At 53.2% G+C, this 17,386-nt stretch carries 15 protein-coding genes; 8 read left to right on the forward strand and 7 right to left on the reverse strand.

The window, feature by feature from the left end:
• Positions 1-3 precede the first annotated feature (3 nt).
• A complete protein-coding gene (locus PHN51_10570; protein ID MDD2819219.1) occupies positions 4-783 on the reverse strand; it encodes an enoyl-CoA hydratase-related protein in 780 nt (259 codons plus the stop codon).
• A 78-nt stretch (positions 784-861) separates the two neighbouring features.
• On the opposite strand from PHN51_10570, the gene glgX reads away from it, so the two are divergent.
• Positions 862-2,964, forward strand: coding sequence for a glycogen debranching protein GlgX (gene glgX, locus PHN51_10575; protein MDD2819220.1), 2,103 nt, complete (start codon positions 862-864; stop codon positions 2,962-2,964).
• Positions 2,965-2,969: 5 nt separating this feature from the next.
• On the opposite strand, the gene glgP is transcribed toward glgX, so the two are convergent.
• Positions 2,970-5,591 (reverse strand): alpha-glucan family phosphorylase, encoded by a 2,622-nt coding sequence (gene glgP, locus PHN51_10580; GenBank protein ID MDD2819221.1) that lies wholly within the window; start codon positions 5,589-5,591, stop codon positions 2,970-2,972.
• Between the two features lie 154 nt (positions 5,592-5,745).
• Between glgP and PHN51_10585 the strand changes: the two genes are divergently transcribed.
• Both PHN51_10585 and glgB read left to right on the forward strand, forming a co-directional pair.
• Entirely contained in the window at positions 5,746-7,806 is a 2,061-nt protein-coding gene (locus PHN51_10585) for an alpha-1,4-glucan--maltose-1-phosphate maltosyltransferase (protein ID MDD2819222.1), read from the forward strand.
• Entirely contained in the window at positions 7,787-9,979 is a 2,193-nt protein-coding gene (gene glgB, locus PHN51_10590) for a 1,4-alpha-glucan branching protein GlgB (GenBank protein ID MDD2819223.1), read from the forward strand. The genes PHN51_10585 and glgB overlap by 20 nt, the downstream gene beginning before the upstream one ends.
• Positions 9,980-9,992: 13 nt before the next feature.
• Here the strand turns inward: glgB and PHN51_10595 are convergent, their stop codons facing one another.
• Entirely contained in the window at positions 9,993-10,901 is a 909-nt protein-coding gene (locus tag PHN51_10595; GenBank protein MDD2819224.1) for a tetratricopeptide repeat protein, read from the reverse strand.
• Between the two features lie 87 nt (positions 10,902-10,988).
• On the opposite strand from PHN51_10595, the gene PHN51_10600 reads away from it, so the two are divergent.
• The 4 genes from PHN51_10600 to PHN51_10615 are packed head-to-tail and all read left to right on the forward strand — an operon-like array spanning position 10,989 to position 14,016.
• Complete coding sequence (locus PHN51_10600; GenBank protein MDD2819225.1) at positions 10,989-11,462, forward strand: Rrf2 family transcriptional regulator; 474 nt, start codon at positions 10,989-10,991, stop codon at positions 11,460-11,462.
• 15 nt (positions 11,463-11,477) lie between these two features.
• Positions 11,478-11,909, forward strand: coding sequence for a methylmalonyl-CoA epimerase (mce, locus tag PHN51_10605; protein ID MDD2819226.1), 432 nt, complete (start codon positions 11,478-11,480; stop codon positions 11,907-11,909).
• A gap of 12 nt (positions 11,910-11,921) precedes the next feature.
• Positions 11,922-12,143 carry a hypothetical protein gene (locus PHN51_10610; GenBank protein ID MDD2819227.1) on the forward strand — a complete coding sequence of 74 codons (222 nt, stop codon included), beginning with the start codon at positions 11,922-11,924 and terminating at the stop codon, positions 12,141-12,143.
• A 25-nt stretch (positions 12,144-12,168) separates the two neighbouring features.
• Positions 12,169-14,016 (forward strand): acyltransferase family protein, encoded by a 1,848-nt coding sequence (locus PHN51_10615; protein ID MDD2819228.1) that lies wholly within the window; start codon positions 12,169-12,171, stop codon positions 14,014-14,016.
• Here PHN51_10615 and PHN51_10620 read toward each other — a convergent pair.
• From PHN51_10620 to nucS, 3 genes are read right to left on the reverse strand one after another with little or no spacing between them, the layout of a single operon-like run.
• Positions 14,013-14,762 carry a hypothetical protein gene (locus tag PHN51_10620; GenBank protein ID MDD2819229.1) on the reverse strand — a complete coding sequence of 250 codons (750 nt, stop codon included), beginning with the start codon at positions 14,760-14,762 and terminating at the stop codon, positions 14,013-14,015. The genes PHN51_10615 and PHN51_10620 overlap by 4 nt on opposite strands.
• Before the next feature lie 10 nt (positions 14,763-14,772).
• The gene (locus PHN51_10625) at positions 14,773-15,057 is read right to left on the reverse strand and encodes a hypothetical protein (protein ID MDD2819230.1); all 285 of its coding nucleotides are present in this window, start codon (positions 15,055-15,057) and stop codon (positions 14,773-14,775) included.
• Positions 15,058-15,059: 2 nt separating this feature from the next.
• On the reverse strand, positions 15,060-15,740 hold the full coding sequence (gene nucS / locus PHN51_10630; GenBank protein ID MDD2819231.1) for an endonuclease NucS: 681 nt from the start codon (positions 15,738-15,740) through the stop codon (positions 15,060-15,062).
• 53 nt (positions 15,741-15,793) lie between these two features.
• Between nucS and PHN51_10635 the strand changes: the two genes are divergently transcribed.
• Positions 15,794-16,117: a hypothetical protein gene (locus tag PHN51_10635; protein ID MDD2819232.1), complete on the forward strand. Its 324-nt coding sequence runs from the start codon at positions 15,794-15,796 to the stop codon at positions 16,115-16,117.
• Here the strand turns inward: PHN51_10635 and murA are convergent.
• Positions 16,114-17,382 (reverse strand): UDP-N-acetylglucosamine 1-carboxyvinyltransferase, encoded by a 1,269-nt coding sequence (gene murA / locus PHN51_10640; protein ID MDD2819233.1) that lies wholly within the window; start codon positions 17,380-17,382, stop codon positions 16,114-16,116. The genes PHN51_10635 and murA overlap by 4 nt on opposite strands.
• Between the last annotated feature and the right edge of the window lie 4 nt (positions 17,383-17,386).

Here is a 17,386-nt window from a genome sequence, read left to right on the forward strand (position 1 = left end):
GGACTATTGGCCCGTGAACGTTGCTTTCCCCGCCCCATTTTCCACGAATGAACGCATTCCAATTCGGGCATCCTGAGTCGCGAAAAGGCCAGCAAATGCCTGGCGTTCGATTTCAATACCGGTATTGAGATCAACATCCAGGCCAAGGTCTATTGCTCGCTTAGCCGCCTGCATTGCGATCCGGGGGCCCTTGGCTAATTGTTGAGCCCACTCAAGCGCACGATCGAGTACCTGCTCATTTGGCACAACCACGTCAACCAGACCGATCTCGAGCGCTTCCTGCGCATCAACAAATCGGCCAGTGAAAATCAGATCCTTGGCCTTCGCTGGGCCAATCAGGCGCGGCAAGCGTTGAGTTCCGCCAGCTCCTGGGATCAGTCCCAGCAAAATCTCTGGCTGCCCAAGTTTTGCGTTGTCTGCACTGACGCGGAAGTCACAGGCCAGTGCGAGCTCACACCCTCCGCCAAGCGCAAACCCAGTGATCGCGGCAATTGTTGGTTGAGCAATATTTGCTACGTCAGTGAAAAAAGATTCAAGCGCGATCGAGAACTGAATGGCTTCCTGATACGTCATATCAGCCATTTCTTTCACATCAGCCCCAGCAGCGAACACTCGCTCTCCGCCATAAATGACCACAGCGTTGATGTCTGCACGCCCTGAGATTTCCAAAGCGATAGCGCCGATTTCACGCTGCATTTGTGCATTTAAGGCATTCATTTTGGGGCGCTGCAAATGAACAATGCCGACGGAATCTCGAACTTCAAGCTTGACGAACTCAGACATCATTTCTCCGTACAAAATATGGGATTGCGGCAGCCTAGCGTCGCTTTCGTCCCTTTGTGACCCTGTTAGCGTTATCAGGTGCCGCTCACCCACCCACAACGCTGGGATCCACTCGGCGTTCGCCCCGACGGAAATGGCGGCGCCTTCGCCGCGATCTGGGCCCAGGGTGCCAGTCAGGTATACCTCTGTACTTTTGATGATGAAGGCAATGAGCATCAAATTGAGCTAAATGAACGTGTCTTCAATATTTTCAATGCCCATATCCCGCATATGCCCGTGGGTACGCGCTATGGATTCAGAGTTCACGGCGACTGGAACCCTGCTATTGGGCACCGGTGGAATCCCAATAAATTATTGATTGACCCCTACGCCAAAGCCATTGATGGTCAGCTCGTATTGAATACCGCTGTCAATGGCCACATTGGCAACGATGATCTTGCCTTTAATGCAGAAAACTCCGCACCGTACGTTCCTAAATCGGTTTTGACGGATACCAGCTTTGACTGGGGAAATGATCAAGCTCCCAATACGCCGTGGAGTGACACGGTTATTTACGAGGCTCATGTCAAAGGCCTCACCAAGCTTCATCCCAGCGTTCCTGAGCACCAACGCGGCACCTACGCAGGCTTGGCCCATCCCAGCGTAATTGAGCACCTCGTTGCATGTGGTGTCACCGCAGTTGAGTTGCTCCCTATCCATCAGTTTGTGGATGAAGTTCACCTTATGGAACTTGGACTTACAAACTATTGGGGCTACAACTCCATTGGCTTCTTTGCTCCACATCACGCATACAGTTCAACGGGAAGCCGCGGCCAACAGGTCAACGAATTCAAGAACATGGTGAAGTCATTACATGCTGCAGGCCTCGAAGTAATTCTTGATGTTGTCTACAACCACACCGCTGAAGGCAACCAATTCGGCCCAACACTCAGCTTCCGTGGAATTGATAACGATGATTACTACCACCTCAGCCAAAACGGGCGCGCCTACTCTGATTACACAGGAACCGGAAACACTCTGAACCTTTCGAGTCCACATGTACTTCAGATGGTGATGGATTCGCTTCGATACTGGGTCACCGAAATGCATGTGGATGGTTTCCGTTTCGATCTGGCTTCTGCACTTGCCCGTTCAATGCACGATGTCGAAATGCTGGGAACGTTCATGTCCACTCTTCAGCAGGATCCTGTTCTGCGCCGAGTCAAACTGATCGCAGAACCTTGGGATGTTGGCCCCGGCGGGTACCAAGTTGGCGAATTCCCACCGTTATGGACTGAATGGAATGACAAATACCGCGACTGCGTCCGTGACTGGTGGCGCGGAGCAGCTGGTATCGGCGAAATTGGTTGGCGCCTCACGGGTTCTGCGGACCTGTACGGAGAAGACGGGCGCCGTCCGTTTGCATCGATCAACTTCATCACGGCACACGATGGATTCACCATGAAGGATCTGGTGAGCTACGAACATAAACACAATTTGGCTAATGGTGAAGACAACCGCGATGGCACTGACAACAACCGTTCACGTAATTACGGAGTCGAGGGCCCGACTTCAGACGAAGCCATCCTGAACGTTCGCGAACGCCAACTCCGAAACATGTTCGCGACTCTCGCGCTTTCTACTGGCGTTCCCATGATTACCGCAGGAGATGAATTCGGACGAACTCAACTGGGCAATAACAACGCCTACTGCCAGGACAACGAAATTTCTTGGGTCAATTGGGATCTGTCACAGGCGCAATGGGATTTACTCTCGTTCAACCAAAGAACAATGCAGATTCGACACAAGTACCGAACCTTCCGCCAGCGTTATCACTTCGATGGAAAACCACTTCACGAAGGCGGACCAAAAGACTTGGCTTGGATCGGCACCGATGGAAATGACATTCCCGCAGATGCCTGGCACCAAGGCGACCGCAGAACATTAGGAATGTTCATCACGGGCGAATTGCCACACAGTGATGAATTTTCGCCTCATGCCGATGCGTCATTCTTACTCATCATTCATGCCGGTGAAGGCCCTCAAGACTTCGTGTTGCCAGGCAGCCCTTACGCGAACACGTACGTTTGTGAACTCGATAGTGCTGCGAACGTCAATGCAAACACGTGGCCGGAAATGCAAGCGGGAGCCACCGTGACGATGGCTCCATTGAGCTTGCTGCTGTTTCGTATCAGCAGTTAGCGGAACTATTTATCGAACTGCACTGGCTTTTCACCAGCATGAACTTCGGCAGCAACCACGGGCTGAATCTGTAATCCCATTTCCTGAGGCGATGCAAGACCGCGATGGTTAGGCAGGATTCGAACGGTGTAGCCAAATGGACCGTTCTGTGCCAAGTTCAACTTCAGCGAGTACAACCAGCGGTTTCCGTCATAACCCTCGACAACGCTCATTGCTGGAGTCTGCGCATTCACGATCACATCGAATGAATCAACACGACCATGCACAACCTGCACAATGATGTCTTCAGGCTTGAGATCACCGAGTGCAACATAGGCACGGATTTCAACATCAGTTCCAAGGTTCACGGTGTCACCGACACCTTGAATCTCGACATGCTCAACACGCGCTGTTCCCCATGAACTGCGCACTTGGGATTTCCAAGCAGCAACTTCACGAGCAAGTGCGAAATTGTCAGCATTTGCCGCACGACCTGCATGAGCTGCCGGCAAATACAACGTGTTGACGTAATCGCGAACCATGCGGCTAGCCAGCACCTTTGGCCCAAGCGTGCTCAAGGTATGACGAACCATGCCGATCCATCGAGCAGGAACACCGTGAGCGTTGTTCTCGTAGAAAGTTGGCGCCACAGACTTTTCAATCAGGTCATACAACGCCGCTGCTTCAAGATCATCACGATGATCAGGATCTTCAACACCATCAGCAGTTGGAATGGCCCAGCCATTTTGACCATCGAACCATTCATCCCACCAGCCATCGAGGATGGACAAGTTGAGTGCACCGTTGAGCGCTGCCTTCATGCCTGAGGTGCCAGATGCTTCAAGCGGACGAATCGGGTTGTTGAGCCACACATCGCAACCTGGGTACAGCAATGTTGCCATCGCCATGTCGTAATTTGGCAGGAACACGATCCGATGGCGAACGCCCTCTTCATCAGCAAACTGAACAAGTTCTTGAATGAGTTTCTTGCCGCCATCATCTGCAGGGTGTGACTTTCCGGCAACAACCAATTGCACCGGACGCTTCTCATCAAGTAACAGCGCACGCAAACGGTTCTTGTCGCGCAGCATCAAGGTGAGTCGCTTATACGACGGCACGCGGCGAGCGAACCCAATAGTGAGAATGTCTGGATCCAACACGCCATCGATCCATTGGAGTTCAGCATCGCTTGCTCCACGCAAGAGCCAAGATTCACGAAGTCTCTTACGAGCGTCTTCGATCAGCACTTCGCGCAGCTGACGCTTAACTGCCCAGATACGTTCATCTGACGCTTGCGCGATTGCTTCCCATCCTTGCGCTTCGTTCAGTAATCCGGCGTTATCAGCACTCAGCGCTAAATCGCGAATCTGACGGGATACCCACGTAGGGGCGTGTACACCATTGGTGATCGATGTGATTGGCACATCCTCGGCGTCAAACCCCGCCCACAGACCCGCGAACATTCCGCGGGACACCACACCGTGCAACAAACTCACGCCGTTTGCGCGACCCGCAATGCGCAGTCCCATGACAGCCATGTTGAAGACGCTGGGATCTCCACCTTCGTAATCCTCAGTGCCCAACGCGAGAATGCGTTCAACAGGAACACCATCTGCCGCGTTATCGCCACCAAAGGTCTTAGCTACGAGATCGCGTGGGAATCGGTCAATTCCTGCAGGTACCGGGGTGTGCGTGGTGAACACCGTCCCTGCGCGCACTGCTTCGAATGCTTCGTCATATGACAAGCCCCGATCTGATTGCACGAGTTCGCGAATGCGCTCAAGGCCCAAGAATCCAGCGTGACCTTCGTTGGTATGGAAAACCTCAGGCGCAGGTGCGCCGGTAATGCGGCAGTAGGCGCGAAGTGCACGAACACCACCAATGCCGAGCAACATTTCTTGGTGTAGGCGATGCTCTCCACCACCTCCGTACAGGCGGTCAGTGACTTCACGTTCGGTTGGTGCATTTTCTTCTACATCGGAGTCAAGCATCAGTAGCGGAACACTGCCAACTTGCGCTACCCAAATATGTGCGTGAATCACACGCCCACCATTGAGACCAACAGCAACCTTCGCTGGGCTGCCATCTGCTTCACGAAGCAAGGTGACGGGGCTGCCATCTGGATCACACACTGGGTAGCGCTCCATCTGCCAACCATCACGCGAAAGTGACTGATTGAAGTAGCCGGCGCGATAGAACAAACCAAGAGCAATGATCGGTACGCCGAGATCACTTGCAGTCTTTAAATGATCACCAGCCAGAATGCCCAAGCCACCTGAGTACTGAGGCAAAGCCGCGGTCACACCAAATTCCGGTGAGAAATACGCAATGCCTGCTGCAGCTTCGTTACCCAGTGACTGATACCAGCGATCACTGGTGAGGTAGCCGCGCAACTTGTTCACACGCTGCTCAACCCAACCGACATAACCATCATCATTGGCGAGTTCAGCCAGGCGCTCCGCTGACACTTCTCCGAGCAAGCGAACAGGGTCTTCGCCTACCGCCTGCCAAAGATCATGATCAATGGCCGCGAACAGATCGCGGGTTTCAGGATCCCAAGACCAATGCAGATTGAGGCTGAGTTCCTCAAGGGCTGCAAGGCGCGCTGGAAGGACAGTTCGGACGGTGAATCGGCGTATGGCTCTCACGTGAAAAACCATAGCCGATATGACAGCGTTTACATCACCGAGGAGGTCACAGCCATGTGAATTTCAGGAAACATTTAGGTACCTACCGGGCTAAACGGGCGCCCTTGACGCGACGGACTGCCAGATTCCCCCATTCGCGGGTACGGTTTGGGTCATGTCCCGAATCGGAAAACCTCGGTCAGAATCTGACGTAAGCCTTTCCAATTCGCCATGGCTAGCCCCGGTCACCACAGTGGCCGCAGAGCTCTCAGGCCGCTTCCCGATCACTGATATTTCGCCTGTTGTTCTTGGCGGTAGACGAGCCGCAGCCGCTGCTGCCGGCGAATTAATTCCCATTCGAGCCACGGCCTTTCGCGAAGGTCACGACAGCTTGGGAGTTGAGGTCGTGCTTCATAACCCAGATGGCCAAGAACATTCCCGAGTGCGCATGCGCGCTAATAACGACGGCCTGGACACCTGGAGCGCACATGTGCGTCCAGACGCCATGGGGCTGTGGCATTTCAACATTGAAGCGTGGGGTGATCCTTGGGGAACGTGGACCCATCGAGCTGAAATTAAGATTCCAGCAAATCTTGATGTTGATCTTGAATGTGAAGAAGGGGCGCGCATTCTTGAACGCGCGCTTGCGGCATTCAGTGGTGCGAACCACACACTTCTTTCAACAGTCATCAGCACGCTGCGTTCACAATTGCCCCCTCTTGTGAAACTTGCCGCAGCAACTGATCCTCAAGTTGAGCGAGCAATGCACGACAACCCGCTTCGTGAATTTGTTACCACGAGTGGCCCGTGGCCACTGCGCGTGCAACGCCGCCGTGCACTTGTTGGCGCTTGGTACGAAATGTTTCCACGCAGTGAAGGCGCAGATGTTGCGAAGAAAACATCAGGCACGTTTCGCGCCGCAACTCAACGCCTCAATGCGATTGCCGACATGGGTTTCGATGTTGTGTATGTGCCACCCATTCACCCAGTAGGTGAAGTCAACCGCAAAGGTCCAAATAACACGTTGACACCTAAGGCAGGGGACCCCGGGTCACCTTGGGCAATTGGATCAAAGGCCGGGGGGCACGATGCTGTGCATCCTGACCTTGGAACGTTGAAGGATTTTGCTGCATTTGTGAAACATGCAAATGCACTCGGTATGGAAATTGCACTCGACCTTGCATTGCAAGCTGCACCTGATCATCCGTGGGTAACTGCCCACCCTGAGTGGTTCACTACCCGCGCTGATGGAAGCATTGCCTACGCTGAAAATCCACCGAAAAAATACCAAGACATTTACCCACTGAATTTCGATAACGATCCTGAAGGCCTGTACCTCGAGGTTGAACGTGTAACGCGATTTTGGGTTGAACATGGAGTTCGAATTTTCCGCGTTGATAACCCACACACCAAGCCCGTGTGGGTGTGGGAACGACTCATCGCCGCGATCAATGCAACAGATCCTGATGTACTTTTCTTAGCGGAAGCTTTCACTCGCCCACCAATGATGCGCGCGCTTGCCGAAGTTGGATTTCAGCAAAGTTACACCTATTTCACTTGGCGCAATGAACGCGGGGAAATTGAGCAATACCTCAACCAACTCGCTTCCAGCGCCGCTGAGTCAATGCGCCCGAACCTCTTCACGAATACTCCCGACATATTGACTGAGTATCTTCAAGACGGTGGACCGCATGCGTTCGCAATCCGCGCGGTACTCGCTGCAACCTTGGCTCCTACCTATGGCATTTACAGCGGATTTGAACTCTTCGAGCATGTAGCGCTCAAACCTGGTAGCGAGGAGTACCTCGATACCGAGAAGTTCCAATACCGTCCTCGCGATTGGCAGCAGGCCGATGAACTTGGCATCACGCTTGCACCGATGCTGACCAAGCTCAATCAGATTCGTCGCAATCACCCCGCTCTTCAAGACCTACGTTCCTTGAAATTCCATGCCAGCGATAACCCGAATGTCATTGCCTTTTCTAAACACGATCAAGGCGACACGATTTTGGTGGTCGTAAATCTAGATTCCTACAACGAACACCACAGCAATATCTGGTGGGATATGCCCGCTTTTGGTCTCGAATGGAACGAACGCTTTATTGCGCAAGACCTCTTGAACGACCACTCTTGGACCTGGGAGCAGCACACATATGTACGCCTAGCACCATGGGAACAGGTCGCTCACGTGATTTACCTACCGAAGGGGTCATCAGATGGCAGCGCAATCCGCTAGCACCATCGTTATCCCCCAAAGCGATCTTGATCGCATTGTCGATGGATGGCATCACGACCCTCACAGCATTCTTGGCCCACATATTGGAACCGACTCGGTCACTATTCGCGCGCTTCGACCATTAGCAAAAGCCGTCACAGTGGTGACGCCGACTTCACGTATTCCGATGACACATGAATACCGTGGAATTTGGTATGCAATCGTGTCGGGAACGCAAATTCCTACCTACGCGCTCGACACAACGTACGACCAGGAAGTAATTCCTGGAGACGATCCATACCGATTTCTACCTACCTTGGGCGATGTTGATCTTCATCTCATTAGCGAGGGTCGTCACGAGGAACTCTGGAACGCACTGGGTGCTCATGTGCGCACCTACGACACTCCCCTAGGCCAAGTCACCGGCACATCGTTTGCCGTGTGGGCGCCAAGTGCTCAAGGTGTTCGTGTCAGTGGTGACTTCAACTTCTGGGATGGCACCGCACACCCAATGCGCTCCTTGGGTTCAACGGGTGTGTGGGAATTATTCATTCCCAATATTGGTAACGGTGTCACGTACAAATATCAAATCCTTGGGCAAGACGGAGTCTGGCGCGATAAAGCTGATCCGATGGCGTATGCCACTGAGGTTCCACCAGCATCCGGTTCACGTGTTTTCACTTCGACACATCAGTGGACCGACCACGCCTGGCTTGCGCAGCGCGCCGCAAAAGATCCGCATCGCAACCCCATCAGCATTTATGAAGTGCACTTAGGTTCATGGCGCGAAGGCTTGACCTATCGAGAACTTGCTACGGAACTCGTTGAGTATGTAAAGCGAACGGGATTCACTCACGTTGAATTCATGCCACTTGCTGAGCACCCATATTCACCATCTTGGGGCTACCACGTGACTTCGTACTTTGCGCCATCGTCACGCTTTGGCTCACCTGATGACTTGCGTTTTCTGATTGACGCACTTCACAACGCGGGCATCGGTGTCATCGTTGACTGGGTTCCTGCACACTTCGCCACTGACCCGTGGGCATTGGTGAAGTTTGACGGATCTGCACTCTACGAACATCCAGATCCAAGTCGCGGTGAGCACCCTGACTGGGGTTCATTTATTTTCAATTACGGACGCACAGAAGTACGTAACTTCTTGGTTTCGAATGCCATTTACTGGCTCGAGGAGTACCACGTTGATGGCCTTCGGGTAGACGGCGTGGCTTCAATGTTGTACTTGGATTACTCGCGAAAAGCTGGTGAGTGGTACCCCAACCAATTTGGTGGTCGCGAAAACCTTGAAGCCGTTCAGTTCTTACAAGAGATGAATGCAACGGTATACAAGCGAGTACCCGGCGTTATGACTATCGCAGAGGAATCAACTGCGTGGCCAGGCGTTACCCAGCCAACATTTAATGGTGGGCTTGGCTTTGGCTTTAAATGGAATATGGGCTGGATGCACGACTCGCTTGATTACGTCGAGCATGAGCCGATTCATCGCCAGTATCACCACAATGAAATGACCTTTTCAATGGTCTACGCCTATAGCGAGCGATTCATTTTGCCAATTTCGCATGATGAAGTCGTGCACGGTAAAGGTTCACTCATCGGCAAGATGCCTGGTGATCGTTGGCAACAGCTTGCCAATTTGCGCGCGTATCTCGGCTTCATGTGGGCTCACCCTGGGAAGAACTTGTTGTTCATGGGTTCAGAATTCGCGCAATCCCAAGAATGGAACAGCGAAAAGAGCCTTGAATGGTGGCTCCTTGAATACCCAGAACATCAGGGCGCCCTAGCAGCAGTAATCGACCTCAACCGAGTCTATAAAGAAACACCAGCACTCTGGCAATTAGATGATCAACCACGTGGCTTTGAGTGGATTAATGCCAATGATGCGGAAGCCAATGTGTTTTCCTGGCTTCGCTGGGATGAGTCAGGCAGTTGCGTTGCGGTCATCATCAACATGTCGCCGGTGCCGCATCAGAACTACCGCATTGCCTTGCCTTTTGTTGGTACATGGCAAGAACTTCTCAACACTGACGCACTGCACTATGGCGGCTCAGGACTGGGCAATCAAGGCGAAGTGACTGCGCTACCTAATGCTTGGAATGGACGACCAGCGTCAGCAGATGTAGTGGTTCCACCACTCTCAGCGGTGTATCTCTATTTCGATCGCGCTCGCAACTAACTCTTAAGCACGATTAGAAAAGTGCACTCGCCAAAGCGGTGCGTGCAGGAACTACCGCTGGCTCGTCCCCCGCAATCATGAACAGTTCGAGCAAGCGGGTGCGCAAGCGTGCTCGATCGTCGCCGGCGGTGACTTTGATCGCTGCGATCAAGCGACTAAACGCAGATTCCCAGTTTCCGTTCAGTACATCGGAATCAGCGAGATCCATTTGCGCATCGACATCATTGACTGCCGCAGCGGGATTGAGCACTGCGGATTCAGTGCGTCCATACAAACCAACCATGGCCAACCCTGCTTGCGCATCAACATCATTCGGTGTCACCGCGAGCACTGCTTGATACGCATTCGCAGCTGCTTGCCAATCGCCAGCTTCAATTGCATCGAAGGCAGCGGCGAAGCGAGGATCAATTGGTTCCTCTTCGCTCACGATTTCATCCAGAACCTGTGGAGCCTCACCAACAGTTCCAGTGACGCCCTGCTGCGCCGCAATCTTCAGGACTTCAGCGATCACCGCACGAATTTGCGCTTCCGGTTGAGCGCCTTGGAACAGTGCAGCAGGTTGTCCCTTAATCACTGCGAACACGGATGGAACTGACTGCACCTGGAAGGCCTGAGCTAAACGTGGCTGCGCATCAACGTCGATCTTTGCCAAGATCCATTTGCCGCCGGATTCTGCGGCCAGCTTTTCCAACACTGGAGAAAGTTGCTTGCAAGGGCCACACCAGGTTGCCCAGAGATCCAAGATCACTGGAACTGTTTCGGACTGGTCAATGACTGCGGATTGAAAACTTGCTTCCGTGACATCAATGACGACGCCCTCAGGCGCATTGGCCATGGCCGCTGCTGCTTGTTCTTGTTGTTGACGGGCTACCGCAAGGGCACCTAAATCAATAGCCCCGCGGCCGGCAAAAGGGGTGTTCACGTGCATATTCTTGCTTATCGCGGCGAGGTTCATGACACACGACCGAACTCGGCTAGCATTTCCCCTAAATTTGAGGAGAATAGCGACGTGTACATCTCAGCCAAGGCAGATTATGGGATGCGTGCTCTCTTGGAACTCACAGCCTCCTACTTGGCCAATCCGCAAACGTTGGTCAAAGGCGAAGCAATCAGTGAATCCCAAGAGATCCCCGGCAAATTCCTCGAAGGGATTCTGAGACAACTGCGACTTGCTGGCATCGTGGCCAGTCGAAGAGGCGCCGTGGGAGGCTACCGCCTCAATATTGCCCCACAGGACATAACTATTGCTGATGTGGTGCGCGCCCTCGATGGCCCACTTGCCGCGGTCCGAGGTCAAAGACCCGAAGACGTGGAATATGCCGGCCCCTCAGAGCACCTCAAAGAGGTCTGGGTTGCGGTACGCGCAGCGATGCGCGATGTGCTCGAACACATCACCTTGGCTGATGTTGCGGCAAACCATTTGCCCGAACCTGTGACAAGGCTCCTAGATGAGCCAGGTGCATGGCAGCGACGCAAGCCATAGGGCAAGATTCAGATCATGGATCCCATTTTTAAGCGTGTAGACCACATCGGCATTGCCGTTCCAGATCTCGACGTAGCCATGAAGTTCTACGAAGAAATGTTTGGAATGAAGGTCATTCACGAAGAAGTCAACGAAGAACAAGGCGTTCGCGAATGCATGGTTGCAGTAGACGGCGGCGGAGCTCAACTTCAGCTGCTTGCCCCAACTGGCCCAGAATCAACCATCGCAAAGTTCATTGATCGCAATGGCCCTGGCATTCAGCAAATGGCATACACCGTGGATGACGTAGAGGTTGCAGCTGATGCACTTCGCGCTAAAGGCATTCGCATGTTGTACGACGCACCTCGCCGTGGCACCGGTGGTTCACGCATTAACTTTGCCCACCCAAAGGATTGCGGTGGCGTGCTTGTTGAACTCGTCGAACCAGCCAAGAACGCTGCTCACTAACACTGTTCATTTATGCCCAACGAAATCACAACGTTCTTCCACGAACATCAAAGTGAAATCGTTGCAGTAGTCGTCGGCATGCTCGGCGCCTTGGCATTACTGGCACTCGTACGCAAAGCCATCAAGTTGTTTGTTGTGCTCGCTATAGGCGCAGCACTAATCGCAGCTTGGTGGCTTTCGCGTACCAACGATCTTGCAACGCAATTGCAAGATCTCTTTTCGTTCATCAATTAGTCACCTCGATCTTCTACGATGAGTCGTGGCCACTTCCCCGACCTCTAGCGATCTCGTGCGCTCTGGTCCACAAACCCCTTGGCGGCTTGATCGTGGGCGCGCATCAGGAGAAATGGGCTACCTACCGGGCCTTGACGGCATCCGCGCAGTCGCGGTAATCGGAGTTTTGCTCTATCACGCAGACCTAGGCTTCTTGCCTGGCGGATTTCTTGGCGTCGATGTCTTTTTTGTACTGAGCGGGTTCTTGATCACCACACTTCTACTCGAACAATTCGAACGAACTGGGGCAATCAATTTCAAGAATTTTTATCTTGGACGAGTCCGCCGCCTATTCCCTGCACTCATCGCTTTACTTATTGTAGTTGCGATTGCCTGCACATTCATTTACCAAGACGCTGCACACAAAACAGCAAGCGACATCGTCGCTTCCGCGTTATATGTCAATAACTGGTGGTACATCATCGGTGACACCTCGTACTTCGACTTCATCGCTCGACCTCCATTACTCAAACACCTGTGGTCATTAGCCGTTGAAGAACAGTTCTACTTTGTTTGGCCCATCATCGCCTTCACCTTGATGCGCATTTGGCGCAGGCGTGGAGTGCTCATTGCTTCCCTCGTACTCGCAGCGCTTTCGACTATTTGGATGCTCTATCTCTCCTTGCAACATGGGTATCCCGAACTCGCCGATCCAAGCCGGGTCTACTTCGGCACTGATTCGCACGCAATGGGCCTGCTCATTGGTGCAGCCTTGGCCAGCGTGTGGCGCCCAGGCATGGTGCAAGCCATTGTTAACCGCACTACTCGTGACGGGCTCACGGTCATTGGTCTAGCGACTCTCGCTGCTCTTCTCTTGTTCTATTTCACCGTCGGTGAATTCACGCCATGGCTCTATCGCGGCGGTTTCCTTGCTCTGGCCCTTGTTGTTGCTCTGCTGATCGTTATCTCCAGCCACCCCGGCACAAATTTCGGCCGCGCACTGGGCACTCAACCCTGGCGGTATATCGGACAACGCTCGTACGGCCTGTACTTATGGCACTGGCCAATTTTCGCGGTGACCAGGCCTGAACTCGATACCTCACTCACCGGCGTTTGGTTGCTGGTCCTTCGGCTGGCGCTGACTTTTGCCGCTGCAGAACTGAGCTACCGCTTCCTTGAAATGCCAATCCGACGAGGCGTCATCGGCCGAGCATTCAAGAAACTCGAGAGTCCAAATATGCAGGTTCGACAGCGTGCCAGATTTCAGATTATGGGCGCTGCTGTCATGGCCTTCCTCACGCTGGGTGGCTTGGGTATCGCATTTGCAAATACAGCAATGAACACCCAAACCGCTGCAGATGTTGTCGCAGCAGTTGGAAAAGAAAAACGTGTGCGCCTCGATGGGGTTGTGAATCCCACCATCACCGGCATTGGTGATTCAGTGATGCTTGGGGCCAGACCTGTGCTGCGAAAGGAACTGCCTGGAATCGCTATCGATGCCTCAGTATCGAGATTCCCTGGTGGCTTTCTCGGACCTATGCGTCGGTATGAAAGCAAAGGAATGCTTTCCCCCGTAGTGGTAATTCACACAGGCACCAACGGAACACTCACTGAATCGATGACGCGAACGATTCTCAATATCGTGAAGAAACATCAGCGAGTTATCTTGATTAACAACAATGTGCCGCGTAGTTGGCGCGATTCAAATAATGAAGCGATAGCAAAAGTAGCCCCCGACTTTTCAAATGTTGTGATTGCTGATTGGCGTTCAGCTTCGGTAGGCCATCCTGAATATTTCGTATCCGATCACATTCATCTCACGAAAAAAGGAGCGCGTGCCTACGCGAACTTGATTAAAGAAGCACTCAAAGCGCCACTGAAAACAACGAGCTAGAGGTCACTCCAGCGTTCCATCGGCCCGTCCCACTCAAGAGGCAGTGGTGAATTTTGTGGGGCCACGCGAGCCACAATCTCGTTCAGCACCACACGCACTGATTTTTCGCCAACCCATAAGTGACCCGCTCCGGGAACACCGATGACTTCTGCCTGCGCAATGCGCGCAAATCTTTCAATAGCTTCCGGCGGTTGTAGATAGTCATCATTTTCAGGGACCAAGGCCGTCAGCGGTAACCCTGAATCTGCCCAACGATCAAGATCTGAAACGTGCGAAAAGCGCAATGGCGGTGACAATAAAATTGCACCGCACAGGCCCTGTTCTGTTTGACCCTTGATTGCGTGTTTCAAAATCACGTCGGTACCAAATGACCAACCCAAGACCCAAGGCGTGGGTAACCCTTGATCACGCACGAATTCCAAGGCTGCCGCTAAATCCAAACCTTCCGCATTGCCTTCATCGAAGGTTCCTTCGCTCGTGCCATGTGGACTTGTAGTGCCCCGCGTGTTGAAGCGAAGGATGGCAATATTGGCAAGTGCCGGAAGGCGCCAGGCCATCTTGCGCAACACATGACTATCCATGAAACCGCCAGCAGTGGGCAGCGGATGACAACAAACAATTGTTGCTGTGGGTTCCCTATCTATCGGCAGCGCGAGTTCACCTACGAGTGTCAATCCATCGCTGGTGTGCAATGTGATTGGCTCACGTCGAGCGGGGAGTACCGAGTTGGCAACGATTTCTGGCATTCGATCTTCCTTAACGACGAGGTCCACGGTGATGACGTGCAGCCCAACACGGCTTATGCCAATGACGCCGCGCGTCTACTCCGCCAAGATCTTGCGATGGGTAAGCAACGACGTGCGGAGTCGATGGGCGAATCTCGTGATCACATCCAGGGCAACGATAGGTCTTGATGGCAGCTGACCCGGTGACAGTTTGCACTACCCACTCTTCACCGTGAAAGTTTTCAACATCACGATAGGTGAAGAAGGCCGGACGATCCGCATTGCGCTCAGGTTCGCGACGGTGTTTGCGACCCATGACTAAAACAATCGCAAACTTGGATCTTCAGTTCCCTTAAGTGCTTCGTAGTCCAAGACAACACAGCGAATGCCTCGATCTTCAGCGAGCGTGCGCGCTTGCGGTTTGATTTCTTGTGCAGCAAACACCCCGCTCACGGGCGCTAGCAAAGGGTCTCGATTTAAGAGTTCTAGGTAGCGAGTGAGTTGTTCAACGCCATCGATTTCTCCGCGCCGTTTAATTTCGACTGCAACTGATCCGCCCTTGGCGTCTTTGCACATCAGATCAACGGGCCCAATCGCAGTTGGAAATTCGCGACGAACGAGCGACCAATCTTCACCCAACACATTCACGTGAGTTGCGAGCAACACTTGCAGGTGGGCTTCAACACCATCTTTTTGCAAACCTGGATCGATTCCAAGTTCATGCGAGGAATCATGTTGCACTTCATGAATCGTGATGCGTAACTGTTCCCCGGCCTTGTTTTCCGCTAACCAAAGCGCATGGTCTTCGTCAGCTTCTGCTTCTTTTTCTTTCAGCGAGCACGGTGGACTCATCCAGTTCAATGGCTTATATGAACCGCCATCAGCATGGATCAGCACCGAACCGTCAGCCTTGACCATGATCACACGTAGGGCAGAGGGTAAGTGGGCGGTGAGCCGACCAACGTAATCGACCGTACAGGTGGCCACCAAGATTCGCACCCCGTAACCGTACCGATGCATGGGACCAAACGCGGGAGGTGCACCATAGGCGTGTGCCCGCATGGAAAGCCTTTTCCTTCGCCTTCGGACCGATCTTTGCCCTGCTCGCCATCGGTGCCCTGATCTTTATCTTGCGGTGGGCATTTTCGCGTGGTTCTTCACTGATTGCGGCCCCGCCCAAACCAGGCACGAGCGACGAATATGGGCTTCTTGTCGCTGTATCAGTTCCGGGCACGTACATTGAAGGTGAAATTCAGCGACGGCAACTTGAAGATGCCGGGGTCCGTGCCACCCTGACGAACACTCTTGATGGTCCACGCGTGATGGTGTGGCCTGCGGATCTCGAACAGGCTCAGGCAATACTCAGAATGCCTTAACCCGGTTCGTCTACTCTCATAATCTGCGCTCCTAGCCGCACGAGATCAGGAACGAAACCAGAATACCCACGGTCAATATGCGAAACGCCGTACACCGTTGTCGTACCCTCAGCAACTAAACCTGCCAGAACCAAACCTGCGCCCGCACGAATATCAGTGGCTTCCACAGGAGCGCCTGACAGTTCGATTCGCCCACGCACCAATGCGTGGTGCCCATCCGTGCGCACATCCGCCCCCAAGCGAGCCAGCTCTTGCACAAACCGGAATCGCGCTTCGAAAAGATTCTCGGTAACCAGAGCCGCACCTTCAGCGATGGCGTTGAGCGCGATGAACTGAGGCTGCAAATCCGTTGGGAATCCTGGGTATGGAAGCGTGACAATGTCGACAGACTTTGGTCGTTCATTCATGACTACTCGGAATCCATCTTCGACGTCAGTAATCACCGCACCTGCGGTTGCAAGCTTTTCTAACGCAATTTGCAGATGCTCAGGCTTGGCATTGTGAATCGTGATGTCGCCCTGAGTGATTGCTGCTGCGACAGCCCAAGTACCGGCAACAATGCGATCAGGAACAGTTCGATGAGTCACCGCATGTAATTGCGACACACCCTCAATTGTCAAAGTTGAAGACCCAATTCCTGAAATCTGCGCACCCATTTCATTGAGCATCGTGCAGATATCAACAATTTCCGGTTCACGCGCAACGTTGTCAATCACGGTGGTGCCCTCGGCAGTAACTGCTGCCATGAGAATAGTTTCGGTGGCGCCCACACTAGGAAAATCGAGATACACGGATTCGCCATGCAAACGCTTATCGCTTGAGGCAATCAAGTAGCCATGTTCATTCACAGCATGTGCACCAAGTTTGATCAGGCCTTCAACATGCATATCTAGTCCACGCGAACCGATGTTGTCGCCGCCAGGAAGCGCGACTTCGGCTGCGCCACAACGGGCAAGCAGCGGCCCGAGCACGCAAATTGATGCCCTCATGCGCCGAACAAGGTCATAGTCAGCGCGATGATCAAGCACTGCAGGCACGGTGATCGCAACAATGCCTTCAGCCTGATCGTGAGTGACCTCGCACCCCAGACGGCGTAACAATTCAGCCATGATCTCGACGTCAAGAATGTCGGGCACATCTAGCAGCGTGGTGGTTCCCTCAGCCAGCAGTGCGGCAGCCATGAGCTTCAAGACAGAATTCTTGGCTCCGGTAACGCGGACTTCTCCAACGAGCCGGCCGCCGCCGACCACACTGAGAAGTTCCACGGGT

It is taken from the genome of Candidatus Nanopelagicales bacterium, assembly GCA_028687755.1.
Lineage (GTDB): Bacteria > Actinomycetota > Actinomycetes > S36-B12 > S36-B12 > UBA11398.